The 13,903-nt window shown below is 71.2% G+C and carries 10 protein-coding genes and 1 pseudogene; 6 read left to right on the forward strand and 5 right to left on the reverse strand.

Translation table 11 applies throughout. The features are described 5' to 3' along the window. Positions 1 to 11 precede the first annotated feature (11 nt). Positions 12 to 1,382 carry an endo-1,4-beta-xylanase gene (locus tag ACFY2A_RS26490; RefSeq protein WP_363924703.1) on the reverse strand — a complete coding sequence of 457 codons (1,371 nt, stop codon included), beginning with the start codon at positions 1,380 to 1,382 and terminating at the stop codon, positions 12 to 14. Positions 1,383 to 1,625: 243 nt separating this feature from the next. Further along, complete coding sequence (locus tag ACFY2A_RS26495) at positions 1,626 to 3,296, reverse strand: cellulose binding domain-containing protein (RefSeq protein WP_387175491.1); 1,671 nt, start codon at positions 3,294 to 3,296, stop codon at positions 1,626 to 1,628. 551 nt (positions 3,297 to 3,847) lie between these two features. Between ACFY2A_RS26495 and ACFY2A_RS26500 the strand changes: the two genes are divergently transcribed. The 6 genes and pseudogenes from ACFY2A_RS26500 (at position 3,848) to ACFY2A_RS26525 (ending at position 12,159) form a co-directional block, all read left to right on the forward strand. After that, complete coding sequence (locus tag ACFY2A_RS26500; RefSeq protein WP_363924705.1) at positions 3,848 to 4,447, forward strand: DUF4956 domain-containing protein; 600 nt, start codon at positions 3,848 to 3,850, stop codon at positions 4,445 to 4,447. After that, positions 4,444 to 5,274, forward strand: a complete 831-nt coding sequence (locus tag ACFY2A_RS26505; protein WP_363924706.1) for a polyphosphate polymerase domain-containing protein — start codon at positions 4,444 to 4,446, stop codon at positions 5,272 to 5,274. Before ACFY2A_RS26500 ends, ACFY2A_RS26505 begins: the two co-directional genes overlap by 4 nt. Continuing rightward, entirely contained in the window at positions 5,265 to 7,391 is a 2,127-nt protein-coding gene (locus tag ACFY2A_RS26510; RefSeq protein ID WP_387175494.1) for a CotH kinase family protein, read from the forward strand. The genes ACFY2A_RS26505 and ACFY2A_RS26510 overlap by 10 nt, the downstream gene beginning before the upstream one ends. A gap of 313 nt (positions 7,392 to 7,704) precedes the next feature. Further along, positions 7,705 to 8,604: pseudogene (gene nudC, locus ACFY2A_RS26515) on the forward strand (NAD(+) diphosphatase); the annotation flags it as partial. A 130-nt stretch (positions 8,605 to 8,734) separates the two neighbouring features. After that, entirely contained in the window at positions 8,735 to 10,411 is a 1,677-nt protein-coding gene (locus tag ACFY2A_RS26520; RefSeq protein WP_387175496.1) for an ABC transporter ATP-binding protein, read from the forward strand. Next, positions 10,408 to 12,159 (forward strand): ABC transporter ATP-binding protein, encoded by a 1,752-nt coding sequence (locus ACFY2A_RS26525; RefSeq protein ID WP_387175498.1) that lies wholly within the window; start codon positions 10,408 to 10,410, stop codon positions 12,157 to 12,159. Before ACFY2A_RS26520 ends, ACFY2A_RS26525 begins: the two co-directional genes overlap by 4 nt. A gap of 55 nt (positions 12,160 to 12,214) precedes the next feature. On the opposite strand, the gene ACFY2A_RS26530 is transcribed toward ACFY2A_RS26525, so the two are convergent. The 3 genes from ACFY2A_RS26530 to ACFY2A_RS26540 are packed head-to-tail and all read right to left on the reverse strand — an operon-like array spanning position 12,215 to position 13,901. Then, positions 12,215 to 13,207, reverse strand: coding sequence for an LLM class flavin-dependent oxidoreductase (locus ACFY2A_RS26530; RefSeq protein ID WP_387175500.1), 993 nt, complete (start codon positions 13,205 to 13,207; stop codon positions 12,215 to 12,217). After that, positions 13,204 to 13,530: a TIGR04076 family protein gene (locus ACFY2A_RS26535; RefSeq protein WP_357581702.1), complete on the reverse strand. Its 327-nt coding sequence runs from the start codon at positions 13,528 to 13,530 to the stop codon at positions 13,204 to 13,206. Before ACFY2A_RS26535 ends, ACFY2A_RS26530 begins: the two co-directional genes overlap by 4 nt. Further along, positions 13,527 to 13,901, reverse strand: coding sequence for a nuclear transport factor 2 family protein (locus tag ACFY2A_RS26540; protein WP_387175502.1), 375 nt, complete (start codon positions 13,899 to 13,901; stop codon positions 13,527 to 13,529). Before ACFY2A_RS26540 ends, ACFY2A_RS26535 begins: the two co-directional genes overlap by 4 nt. Positions 13,902 to 13,903: the final 2 nt, after the last annotated feature.

A 13,903-nucleotide genomic window follows, 5' to 3' on the forward strand; every position in this document is an offset into this window, starting at 1 on the left:
CCTCGGCTAGGTCAGCCTGCGGTGCAGGACGTGATCTGCGGGCGGGCGCTGGAGTTGCCGTTCATCATCGTGGTGAAGCCGAACGTGTTGCCGCTGCCGTTGGAGCGCATCGTCATCACGTTGCCACTGCTGTCCCAGGTGGGGCTGCCGCTCCAGGTGGCGGAGATCTTCTGCGGCGCGGTGATGGCGACGACCACCGACCAGGTGCTGGCCCCGCTGACCGTCACAGAGGTGTTGTAGCGGTCGCCCCAGACCTGGCCGGGCGTCACCGTCGCGGTGCATCCACCACCGGGCGGCGGCGTGGTCGGGTTGCCGGTGGGCGGCGGGGTCGTGGGGTTGCCGGTGGGCGGAGTGCCGTTGTTCAGCGCGGTGAGCACGGCGTCGTACGCCGGCTTCTTCTGGCCACTGCCGTTGAACAGCAGCGGGTTCTCGCTGGAGCGCCACGAGTCGGAGTCGCGGATGCCCCAGACGGTGATGCCCTTGCAGCGGGCGACGGCGAGGCAGTCGTTCACCACGTTCCGGTACGCGTCGGACGGGGCGTTGCGGATGTCCAGCTCGGTGATGTGCACGTCGACTCCGAGGGCGGCGAAGCTGGACAGCGTGGTGCGGTAGTTGCTCGGGTAGTTCGAGCCGCCGGTGAAGTGCGACTGCAGACCGACGCAGTCGATCGGCACGCCACGGCTCTTGAAGTCCTGGACCATCCGGTAGACGGCCTGGGTCTTGGCGTCGTTCCAGTTGTCGATGTTGTAGTCGTTGTAGCACAGGTCGGCGTTCGGGTCGGCCTGCCGTGCGGCGCGGAAGGCCGCCTCGATCCAGTCGTTGCCGGTGCGCTGGAGGTTCGAGTCACGGCGAGCGCCGCTCGACCCGTCCTGGAACGCCTCGTTGACCACGTCCCACCACTCGATCTGGCCCCGGAAGTGGGTGGCGACCTGGGTCACGTGGTTGAGCATGGCGTTGCGCAGCGTGGTGCCCGACATGTTCTGCATCCAGCCGGGCTGCTGGGAGTGCCACGCCAGGGTGTGTCCCCGAACCAGCATGCCCTGGCTGCGGGCGTGCTGGACGAGCCGGTCGGCGTTGCCGTAGTTGAACTGCCCCTGGTTCGGCTGGAGCGCGTCGATCTTCATTTCGTTCTCGGCGGTGACCTGGTTGAACTCGCGGTTCAGGATGGTCGTGTAGGCCGAGTCGTTGAGCCGGCTCACCGCCACGGCGGTGCCGAAGTAACGACCGCGCTCAGCCGCGGAGGCGCCAAGGGTGCTCGCGGCGCTGGCGCTGCCGGGCAGGACCAGGGCACCCGCGGTGGCGAGCAGGCCGACGGCGGCTGAGACGACGAGCGCGGCGCGCAGTCGCCTCGACCGTCCGGGTGCTCGGGAAGAGTTGGCCATGACGCTCCTTCCGGGTCCGGTGGCCCGATTTGGGCAGCATGAATCCGGACGTGTAGGTGCGGAAAGGGTGGACCGTGCGTACCTCGGCCAAAGGGACGGCATCGGCCTTACTGGGCGGAAGTATTGCAGCGAGATTTCACAGACGTCAATGGTTTCCGGAAGTTCTACCGGAAGTTTCGGAGTGTCCACGGGGCGTGGCGGCGCTCGCCGCCACGCCCAGACCTCCGCTCGCGGCGTCGGAAACTACCGGGCGGCGCAGGTGGGAGTCATCCCGCTGCCGGTGCCGGTGCCCTGGAAACCGAACTCGGTCGACTGCCCGGCGGCGACGGACCCGTTGTAGCTGACATTACTGAAGGTGACTGCTCCGCTGGAGCCGCTGCGCTGGGCGTTCCAGGAGTTGGTGACGCTGGCGCCGGAGGGCAGCGTCATGGTGACCGCCCAGCCGTTGAGCGCGGCGGAGCCGGCGGTGACCCGTACGGTGGCGACGAAGCCGCCGGTCCACTGATTGACCGACACCGACGCCGAGCAGGCGCCGCTCGCCGGTGGCGTGGTGGGTGGCGTCGTGGGCGGGGTCGTCGGAGGCGTGGTCGGCGGCGTGGTCGGCGGGGTCGTTGGAGGCGTGGTCGGCGGGGTGGTCGGGCCGTCGGCGAGGGTCGGCGTCTGCCAGTCCCGCCACTCGGACAGGTTGCCGGCCTTGCGGCTGGAGATCCGGAAGACGCCCGCCGAGTTGCCGGTGTTGAGCAGGAACTTCTGGATGCTCTGCTGCAACGGGGCACGCCACTCCGACCGGGAGGCGCAGTGCGTGCCGTCCTGGACGTCGGACCAGTAGCTGATGTTGTCGCCCGCACCGAGTGCCCGGTAGACCTCCGCTCCGGCCAACGCGGCGACGCTGGAGGACCGGGCGGCCAGCCAGTCGATGTGCGGGTTGTCCATGATGAGCAGTCCACGCGGAGCCACCATGGCCACCGTCTGATGGGTGTCGATCGGCAGGTTCGCGGGGTTGCCGGTGTACGAACCGAAGGCGTCGCCCAGCCACGGCTGCTCGCCGTACGCGCTGCTCAGCGGTTGGGCGCCGGACTCGCCGGGGATACCGCGGAAGATCGGTGAACCGGCGCTGCCCGACTCGATGGGCATGGTCAGGGCGATGCGCTGGTCGAACGCGCCCGTCACGAAGGCTCCCTTGCCGTAGCGGGAGCACCCCGTCACGCCGGTCGCGTCCGCACGCAGGATGTTGCCGCCCGACTGCTCGATGACGTCGATGATCCGGCTGACGCCCCAGGCCCAGGCGACCAGCAGTCCGCTGCTGCTGGATGAGCCGTAGATGCTGTAGAAGGCGCCCTGTTTGTTGTTGCGGGGCGTGCCCTCCCGCCCCACCGCGAGCGGGTCATAGCTGATCACGGCGGCACCGGCGGACCGGATGGTGGCGGTGTCCGCGCCGAACCCGCCCAGCACCACGACGGCCGGAAACGGTCCGCTGCCGCCGCTGGGCAGTTGCACGCTCGCGGAGAAACTGGCGGTACGGCCGTTGTGTGCCACGTTCACCGTGATGCTGGTGTTCGAGACCGTACCGCTGACGGTCTGCGGTTTCGCCGGCTTGTCGCCGTAGACGTACCGCTGCGCGAGCTGCTTGGTCTCCACACGCTGACAGCGCCAGTCCGACTTGGCCGAGATCCGGCTCCCGTCGAGCCTTCGGAAGGGGTCGGGCAGCCTGGGGGTGGCCGACGGCGTTCCCGGATTCGGCGTCGGACAGTCGACGCCGTCGTCCTCCACCGAGGAGACGACCGCGAGCCCGGCGGCGGCCCGGGCAACGCCCATCTCCGCCACCGCCAGTGTCGTTGCGGCGAGGGCGAGCGCCGTCACCGCCAGTACGACGACCACCGAACGGGTCCGAGGGCGGCCGAGCTTCGCAGTCACTCCAGACCCCTTCCGGGCAGACGCCGAGTAGAGCGAGATTGATCGAGGGACATCGATTTCCAGTCGAAGGTAAGTTTCGAGCCGGGAAACGAAACGTGTCAATACAGTTTCGGTGATTATCGGCGCCCGCCGCCCGTCGACCCGCCCGTCACGACCCGCGACCACCCTCGGGGCAGCCGGAGCGGCCTCGGCCCGCCGGCAGTCCCCAACCACGCCGCTCCGGCTGGCCGCGTTCCCGGCGAGCGGCAGCCGCTTGGGGTTGTTTACCCTGGGTTTACCATCGGTCCACGCTCGGTCCACCCGCGCGTGATTGCGCCCTGACCAGCGAATCGGGCCGAGTCGGAGAGCCGGGGCAGCGCCTGGCACGCGCCAAAAGTCCAGGTTGGCACTACATTGCCATTGACCTACTTCGATGCTTTCTACTACTATTCTCGGAATAGTTCCCGCAAGTTTACCGAGACTTTCGGTTGCGTTCGGTCCGCCTGGCCGCAGCTCGTGCCGACGAGATGGGACGGGGCCGGCGCGACAGCGACCCAGGAGGAAGACACCAGATGTCGCAGCTCATCCTGTTCGCGATCGACATCGGCGCGGTGGTGCTGCTCGTCTTCGGGCTCTACTTCCCGAGGCACCGCCGCCGCGATCTCGTCGTCGCCTACCTCGGCGTCAACGTCGGTGTCCTCGCGGTGGCCAGCGCGCTCAGCGCCAGCAACGTCGGCGCGGGGCTGGGGCTCGGGCTGGCGCTGTTCGGCGTACTGTCGATCATCCGCCTGCGGTCGACGGAGCTCGACCAGCACGAGGTCGCCTACTACTTCTCAGCGCTGGCCCTGGGCATCCTCGGCGCGTTGAGCACCACCTCGGTCTGGCTCAGCGGCGGGCTGATGGGCCTCATCCTCGTGGTGATGTTCCTGGGCGACCATCCCCGGCTGCTCCGCCACTACCGGCACCAGATCATGGTGCTCGACTCGGCCGTGACCGACCACGTGACCCTCATCGCCCAGTTGGAGCAACTGCTCGGCGCCCGCGTGCACGTCGCCACCGTGCAGCGACTCGACCTGGTGAACGAGACCACCGTGGTCGACGTCCGGTACTCGGTCAAGGGCCGCGCCGCCAGGGCCGCCGCCACCCCGGCACAGGCGGGAGTCCACCGATGAACAACCAACCCATCACCGCGTCCCTGGCGGCCATGGACACCATCGGGCTGGCCGAGCTCATCGACCGGGCCGCGTTGCAGACCAGGGTGGACCGCAAGTACGTCGTCCCCCTCGACCAGTTGCCGCACCTGCTGGACCAGCTCACCCCGCACGCACGAGTGCTGGAGATCGACAGCGCCCGGAGCTTCCGCTACGAGTCGGTCTACTTCGACACCCCGAGGCTGGCCAGTTATCACTGCGCGGCCTACCGGCGGCGACGCCGCTTCAAGGTGCGCACCCGCACCTACCTCGACTCGGCCCAGTGCTGGCTCGAGGTGAAGATCAGCGGAGCGCGCGACAGCATCACCAAACACCGGTTGCCATACGATCCGCGCGACCGTACGACCGTACGCCCCGGGCGGGACTTCGTCGACGAAGCGCTGGCGCGGGAGGCGATCTGCCCACCCGCCGGCAGTGCCCTCGACCCGGTGCTGGTCACCAGCTACCGGCGGGCGACGCTGCTGCTGCCGGCGACCGCCAGCCGGGTCACCATCGACACCGGGCTCGCTTGGCAGGCCGGCGACACCTCACTGCACCTGCCGGAACTGGCCGTGGTCGAGACCAAGACCAGCGCCGCCGCATCGCCGGCCGATCGGCTGCTCTGGCAGCGGGGGCTGCGGCCTGCCCGCATCTCCAAGTACGCCACAGGTTTGGCGGCGCTGCGTCCGGACCTGCCGGACTCGCCCTGGCGCCGGACCCTGCGCCGTCATTTCCGCACCACCCCGTCGGTGGGCACGGCACCGACCGCCACCACCCACCGTCCCGTTCAGGAGGCATCGTGCGTCTGACCGACCCCAGCGGCGGCACCCCGGCGGCACCCCTGCGCATCGCGGGGATCGCGGCCGTCGCCGTGCTGGTCACCGGGTTCCTCGTCCCGTCGCCGGCACCGGCCGGTGCCGAGCCCCTCGCCGGCACGTCCAGTTCCACCGCCCCGGTCGACCGGGCCGCCGCAGACGCCGTCGCGGCTGCGGCGGCCGCCGAGGACCTGGTCGGCGACATCGGCTTCTCCGTACCCAGTGGCACCTTCACCGGGGCGGTCTCGGTGTCGCTGAGCACCACCGTGAGCGGTGCCCAGATCCGCTACACCACCGACGGGCGCCTGCCGAACGCGCAGTCGCCGCTCTACTCCGGATCGGCGCTGCGATTCACGCGTACGACGCAACTGCGGGCCCAGGCGTTCGTCGGGCAGACCGCTTCGGGCGCACCCGGCACCGCCATGTACGTCGCGCAGAACACCAGCACGGCGCACGACCTGCCGGTCGTACTGATCGACTCCTACGGTGCCGGCCGGCCCGAGCGGGAGTACTTCGACGCCACTACGATGATCTTCGAACCGGGCGGCGGCAGCACCTCCCTGGCCGCCGCACCCACCGTGGCCACCCGAGCCGGGTTCCGGCTGCGCGGGCAGTCGTCGGCGATGTTCGAGAAGACGCCGTTCCGGCTCGAATTCTGGGACAACGAGGACGACGACGCCGACTACCCGGTGCTCGGCATGCCGGCCGACTCCGACTGGGTACTGCGCGGGCCGTTCAGCGACAAGGCCCTCATCCGTGAGGCGTTCGTCTACGACCTCGGACGGCAGATGGGCCTGCCGGCGCCCCGGTACGCCTTCGCGGAGTTCTACCTGAACACCGACGCCGCCCCGGTCGGTGCCGACGACTACATGGGCGTCTACATGCTCGTCGAGACGATCAAAAACTCCAAGAACCGTCTCGACCTCAAACAGCTCCGTGAGGACGACCGGACCCTGCCGAAGATCACCGGCGGCTACATCTGGAAGTTCGAGTGGATGGCCGCCGAGGAGCCGACCCTGCCCTGCACCGGGCCGGCAGCGAGCTGCTGGAACTACCTTGAGGTCGCCGATCCGTCGCCGCTGCAACCCGAGCAACGCGACTGGCTGCGCAACCACATCCAGGAGTTCCACAACGTGCTACGGGCACCGAACTTCGCCGATCCGGTCAGCGGCTACCGGGCGTACATCGACGTCGGCTCCTTCATCGACCAGCTCATCGTCAACGAACTGAGCCGGGAGATGGACTCGTACATCCGCAGCGCGTACTTCTACAAGGACCGCGACACCAAGATCTTCGCCGGGCCGCTCTGGGACTACGACCTGAGCTTCGGGGTGGGCGGCTACTTCCAGAACGACCAGACCTCCGGCTGGCAGTATCAGCAGGTCCGCCAACCGGTGGCCAATGACTGGTACACGCAGTTGATGCGCGATCCGGCGTTCGTCAACGAGGTGCGGCTGCGCTGGCAGACGCTACGCCGCGGCCCGCTCTCCGATGCGTCGTTGCAGTCCCGCATCGACAGCCTCAGCGCCCCGCTGACCGCCGCCGCGCAGCGCAACTTCCAGCGCTGGCCGAACCTGAGCAACCGAAACGTCGGGCCTTTCATCACGCCGACCGCGCCGACCTGGCAGGGGCAGGTCCAGTTCATGCGGGACTGGATGTTGCGCCGCGCGGCCTGGTTGGACTCGACGGCCGGCTGGGGCGGTTCCACCACCCCGCCGCCCACCACTCCACCGCCCACCACCCCGCCGCCCACCACTCCACCGCCCACCACCACCGCGCCGCCGCCGCCGACCACCCCGCCGCCCGGCGGAGGCGGCTGCACCGCGACCTACACGGTGACCAACCAGTGGTCCGGCGGCTTCCAGGGCGAGGTGCGGGTCACCGCGGGCGGTTCGGCGATCCGTGGCTGGACCGTGACCTGGACGTACCCGGCCGGGCAGACGGTCACCCAGGCATGGAACGCGACCGTCACCAGCCAGGGATCGGCGGTGACCGCCCGCAACGTCAGCTACAACGGCAACCTCGCCGCGGGCGCCAGCACCACGTTCGGTTTCCTCGGCTCCACCACCGGCACGCCCAGCACACCCACACCCACCTGCACGGCGAGCTGATCGAAGCGGTCGTCCGGCACCGGTCCGTCTGACGGACCGGTGCCGGACCGGAGGTCGGGCGGTGACCTCCTCGGCCGTGAGCCCCACCGCCTGCGCCCGACGCACCCAGTCGACCAGCTCGGCGCGCAGCTCGGCCTGGTTGACCAGGGCCTCGCGATGCAGCGACGCGGTGATGAACGTGCCGACGCCCGGCCACCCCTCGGCCAGTCCTTCGATCTCCAACTACCGGTACGCCTTGAGCACCGTGTTGGGTGATCGCTTTCCTCCCGAGCCGGTGACCGCACCACCGGAGGCGTGCGGCACGATCAGCGGCATGGTCTTCCACGGGCTCGCGTACACCGCGACACCGCACGACCGGGCCGCGAGCCTGCGCGCCGACCCGGCCCGGGTCGCCGACCTGCTCGACCGCGACGACAGCCAGGTGCTGCCGATGTGGCGCGACCGGCCACTGCTCACCGCCGACGGCAGGCCGGTGCGGCTCACCGGTTCGCCCGCCCGCACCCTGATGGCGGTGGCCGGTCAGACCGCCCTGCTCGGCCTCGACGGCACCACGGCGAGCTTCGCCGCCGACCTCAGCGGGGTCGAGGAGACCGAGGCGCTGCGCCTGGGTGCCGCCCACACCAGCGCCGACCTGCGCGGACTGGCCGCCACCCTGCCCGGCCCACTCGCCGCGACCCTGGCGTACGCGCGCGGCCTGCTCTACTGGAACCGGCACGCCAGATACTGCGGCACCTGCGGCGCGACCACGGCCAGCGCCGACGCCGGTCACCTGCGGGTCTGCCAGGGCCCCGACTGCGGCAGGCAGTTGTTTCCCCGGATCGAACCCGCCGTCATCGTGCTTGTGGAAGGCCCTGGTCCGCAGCCACGCTGCCTGCTCGCCCGCCATCACGGTGCCGGCCCGAACAACTTCTCGCTGCTCGCCGGCTTCGTCGAGATCGGCGAGAGCCTGGAGGGCACCGTCCGCCGCGAGGTCGGCGAGGAGGCCGGCGTGACGGTCGGTGCGGTCACCTACCAGGGTTCCCAGGGATGGCCGTTCCCCGCCGGCCTCATGGTCGGCTTCGTCGCCCGGGCCGTGGACGAGACGATCGCCGTGGACGGACGCGAACTGCTGGAGGCCCGGTGGTTCACCCGAGCCGAGATCGTCGAACGCGTCCGCAACGGTCCGGGCTCGGGACCGGCCGACTCCATCGGCGGTCGGCTGCTGCGCTCCTGGGCCGGGCTCGACCGGCCGCCGCTTCAGCAAGCCGAGGTCTGAGACCTGGGCAGCACGGTGCACCCGCGAATGGCGTACCGCGAGGACAGCAGGTTAGCCTGCCCTAACTCTTCGAACGTGAGGCGGGGGCATGACACAGACCACGGGGCGACTGATCCGCCGGATGTTCTGGCGGCAGCGTCGCGACGCTGCCCTGTGCGCCGCGTTCTGGTCACTGCACCAGCTGTGTGAGGCTCTCGTCCCGGTGGCCATCGGCCTGGTCATCGACCAGGCCGTCGGAACCGGGTCGACCTCGGCGATGGCCTGGTCCGTGCTGGGCATCTTCGCGCTGTTCACCGCCCTCACCATGGGCTGGCGGTCGGGCTTCTGGTTCCTGTCCCGGGCGGTAACCGAGGAGTCCCACGAGTTGCGGATGCGGGTGGTCCGGCGCGTGGTCGGTGGTCAGGGGGTCCGGACCAACCGCCAGAGCGGGGAGCTGCTCTCGATCGCGACGTCCGACACCCAGTCCGCCGCCGAGCTGCTCGAACTGGGCACCCGGGGAGTGAGCGCGCTCGTCGGGCTGACGGTGTCGACGGTCGTGCTGCTGCGGATCGACTGGTCGCTCGGGCTCGGACTGGTGGTGGGCGTGCCGATCCTGGTGCTCGGGCTCAACGCGCTGGGGCCGGTCGTGGGCCGCCGCACGGCCGCGCAGCAGCAGGCGGTCGGCCGGGCCGCCGCCACGGCGTCGGACCTGCTGCGTGGGCTCCGGCCACTGCGAGGGTTCGGTGGGGTCGACGAGGCCGTCGACCGTTACCGCACGGCCAGCCGTACGTCGCTGCGCGCCGGCATCGGCACGGTCAAGGCCGGTGCCACGTTCATCGGTGCGTCCACCTTCACCACCGGCCTGCTGATCACCGTAGTGGCCGCGCTGGCGGGCTGGTTCGCCCTGGAGGGGCGGATCACGGTCGGGCAGCTCATCACGATCGTCGGGCTGGCCACCTTCCTCACCGATCCGGTGCTCAACCTCGCCGACTGCGTCTTCCGGCTGGCGACGGCACGGGCCAGCGCGGCCCGCGTGGCCGAGGTGCTCGCCGCCCCGGAGCGGGTGCCGTCCGGGACGCTCACGGCCCAGCCGGGAACGCTGGCCCTCGAGGCGGTGCACGCCCCGGGCCTGGACGGTGTCCACCTCGCCGTGGCCCCCGGCGAGCTGCTCGGCATCGTCACCGCAGAGACCGGCACCGCCGACAGCGTCACCGAGCTGCTCGCGGGGGCGCGGTCGCCGGACCGGGGCGAGGTGCGGCTGGCCGGCATGCCGATGCCGGAGCTGGACCTCGACTCGTTGCGCCGAACCGTGCTTGTCGAACCGCACGGCGTCGACCTGTTCGGCAGCACCCTGCGGGAGGTGCTCCAGAGCGGCGACGACCGGGACGACGCCGCGCTGCGCACCGCCATGGCCTCGGCCGCCGTCGGTGACCTGCTCACCGACGACGGCGGGTTCGACCGGGAACTCGTCGACCACGGCCTGAACCTCTCCGGCGGCCAGCGGCAACGGCTCGCCCTGACCCGCGCGCTGCTGGCCGACCGGCCGGTCACCGTCTTCCGTGACCCGACCACGGCGATCGACGCGGTCACCGAGCACGCCATCGCCGACGGCATCCGCGCCTACCGGACCGGCGACGGCCGGGCGACCGTACTGGTCACCACCAGCGCACCGCTGCTCGACCGGTGCGACCGGGTCGTGTTCCTCCGCGCCGGCCGGGTGGCGGCCGTCGGGCGGCACCGCGACCTGCTCGCCGACTCGTCGTACGCGGAGGTGGTGCTGCGATGACCCCCGACCCCACGATCCTGCCGGTCGCGACCGGCCGGGTGACGTTCACCGCCTTCTGGCGTGCCCTCCGACGCTATCCGGTGCTCGCCTGGACGTCGGTGGCCGCGGCCACGGCGGCGAGCGTCGCGGCCGTCGTCGTGCCGATCCTGCTCGGCCGGCTGGTCGACCTGGTGGTGGCCGGTGGCACCGTCGGCGCACTGCTGCTGACCTCGGCGTTGATCCTCGGTGCGGGCCTGGCCGCCGCCGTCCTCACCGGCACCGCCAACTGGCTGGTCACCGAGTGGGGCATGCGTGCCTGCGCCGATCTCCGCGAGGAGGTGCTCGACCGGGCCCTGCGGATGGACGCGACCCGGCTGGAGAGCGCCGGGTCCGGCGACGTGGCGTCCCGGGTCACCGAGGACGTGGAGCGGGTGACCGACTCGGTACGGCTCGCGGCCGGAATCTTCACCGCACTGGTCACCGTCGTCATCACCTTCGCCGGTTTCGCGACCCTCGACTGGCGCATCGCCGCCGCGTTCCTGGTCGTCTTCCCGGTGTACGTGGTGAGCCTGCGCCGTTTCGTGCCGCAGGCGAAACGGCTTTACACCGCCGAGCGGGAAGCCGCGGCGGTGCGTACGCAGAGCCTGCTGAACACCTTCACCGGTGCCCGTACGGTGCACGCGTACGGCATGCAGGCCCGTCAGAGCCGACGGGTCGAGCAGGCCTCCCGGGACGCCGTCGGGGCGCGCCTGCGAGCGGTGCGCGGTTTCCTCTGGTTCGCGAACACGATGAACTACGCGGAGGCGCTCGGACTGACCGCCGTGCTGCTCACCGGCTTCCTGCTGGTTCGCGCGGGCGACAGCACGGTCGGCGACGTCACCGCCGCGGCGCTGCTGTTCCATCGACTCTTCGGTCCGCTCGGCCTGTTGTTGATGTCGTTCAACGACATCCAGTCGGCCGGCGCGGCGCTCGCGCGGCTCGTCGGTATCTCCGGGCTCGACGTACCCGCGACGCAGCCGGCCGGACCGGTCTCCGGGTGGCTGCCGACCAGCATCACCGCCAAGTCGGTGTGGCACCGCTACCCCGGCGGCCCCGCCGTCGTGCAGGACGTCTCGATCGAGATCGTCGAGGGCGAGTCGTTGGCGATCGTCGGCGAGAGCGGAGCCGGTAAGACGACCCTCGCGGCCATCCTCGGTGGCGTCTTCCCCGCCGCCGAGGGCGAGGTGTGGCTGGGCGACCGGCCGGTCGGCGAGCTGCATCCGGCCGAGCTGCGCCGCACCGTCGGCGTGGTCACCCAGGAGGTCCACGTCTTCGCCGGCACCCTCGCCGACGACCTGCGACTGGCCGCTCCGGGCGCCTCGGACGAGGACCTGCACGCCGCGTTGCGGCTGGTCGAAGCCGACGGTTGGGTCGCCGCCCTGCCCGAAGGGCTGTCGACCCGGGTCGGCGACGGCGAACACCCGCTCACGGCCGGTCAGGCGCAGCAGGTGGCGCTGGCCCGGATCGCCCTGCTCGACCCACCGATCGTCGTGCTCGACGAGGCCAGCGCCGAGGCCGGCAGCGCGGGGGCCCGGCAGCTGGAACGGGCCAGCGCCGCCCTGATCCGGGGCCGCACGGCCGTCGTGGTCGCCCACCGGCTCAGCCAGGCGCACACCTGCGACCGGATCGCCGTGATGGCGCACGGCCGGATCGTCGAGCTCGGCACGCCGGACGAACTGGTGGCGGCCGGCGGCCGGTACGCCGAACTCTGGTCGGCCTGGCGGCGCTGACCTGGCGGCGGCAGGCCGACCAGGCGGGCGTGACCCGGGCTGCCCGGGCGGGCCGTCAGGTGCGCAGCAGCGGCAGCACCCGTCGGCCGATCAGGTCGATCCCGCGTTGCGGGGTCAGCCCGTGCGGAGTACCGAACTCCACCCGGCTGGCCCCGGCGTCGAAGACCGCGGCGGCCTGCGCGGCGACCTGCTCGGGCGTACCGGAGAACGCGAACAGGTCGAGCAGGTCGTCACCGATCAGCGCGCCGGCCAGGTCGTCCTCGCGGCGGGTGACATGTTGCTGGATGCGGGCCAGCAGCTCCGGGTCGACCTCGACGGTGGGATCGAGGGCGGCGACCACCGCGAGGTACATGGCGACCTCGGTACGGGCCATCCGTCGGGCCAGCGCGCCGTCGGTGTCGACGACGGTGACCGCGCCGAGCACCACCCCGGTGTCCCGGCCCGAGGCCGCCTCGTCCAGCCACGCCCGCATGGTCTTGGCCATCGCCGGGTTCGCCGACCCGCCGACCTTCACCTCGTCGGCGAACCCGGCGGCGGACCGGGCGGTCTGCTGGCCCCAGGTGCCCACCAGCACCGGCACGTCCGACCGGGCCGGGGTGTACCGCAGCGCGGTACCCGGGGCCACGGTGAACTCGCCGCCGACGAAACCGCCGTCGTCACCGGCGAGCAGCCGCCGGACGATCTGCACCGTCTCGGCGATGCGCCGCAGCGGCCGGGACTGTGCCACCCCGACCTGCTGCAACCAGGTGCCCCGGGCCAGGCCGAGGTACGCGCGGCCGTGCGAGGCCAGGTCGAGGGCGGCCACCTGACCGGCCACCTCCACCGGGTGCAGGGTGAACGGGTTGAGACAGGCCGCGCCGAGCCGGATCCGGCGGGTGTGCCGGGCGGCCACCAGCAACGGGAACAGCGGCGGCTGGTACATCAGGTCGCCGAAGACCGACAGCACGTCGAAGCCGTGCCGTTCGGCCATCTCCGCCAGCACGGCGTACTCGTCGGCGGACTTGTCCGACTGTAGGCCGATGCCGACCAGGCGATCGGGAGAACTCACGTCAGCTCCTCGGTGGGGATCTGCCGCCGGGCAGTGCGCTCGATGCGCATGATGAGCCGCTCCTCCGGGTCGGGGCAGGCGACGTGGCTGTCCCGGGCCATCCAGTCCCCGTCGTCCAGGGCCCGCTGCTTGGCCGGCAGCAGCGGCAGGCACGCAGCCAGCGCGTACAGGCAGAAGTGCTGGCCCTCGGGGATGCGCAACCGGCACGACTCGGTCAGGTCGACGTGGTCGCCCGGCTTCATGCCGCACACCGAGCGTCCCTCGATGCGCTCCACCACGACCCGCAGGTCGTAGACGTCGGTGGTGGGCTGGTCGTCGCTCATCGCACGGCCTCCGCGTGGTGGTGGACAATCCGCCAGCCCGCGTCGTCGCGCCGCAGCACGTCGGTTACCCGGAAGCAGACGTCCGGTCGGTCGTCGGCGTGCCGGGCCCGGAGCACGTACCGGACCAGACCGGTGTCGTCCCACGACTCGGCGTGCAACGCTTCCGGAGCGACCGTGACCGGTGCCGGTCCGGTGGCCCCGGCGGCCCGGCGGTCACGCAGCGCGTCCAGCGCGGCCAGCCCGGTGATCAGCCGATCGGCGTCGGATTCCCAGATGGTCAGGTCGGGGTGCAGGTGGGCGTCGAAGGCAGACCGATCCCCCAGTGATCGGTACATCTCGGTGATCGTGTTGGTGAGTTCGTCGATACTCATCG

This window comes from Micromonospora sp. NPDC000442 (assembly GCF_042898635.1).
In the GTDB taxonomy this organism is placed as follows: Bacteria; Actinomycetota; Actinomycetes; order Mycobacteriales; family Micromonosporaceae; genus Micromonospora.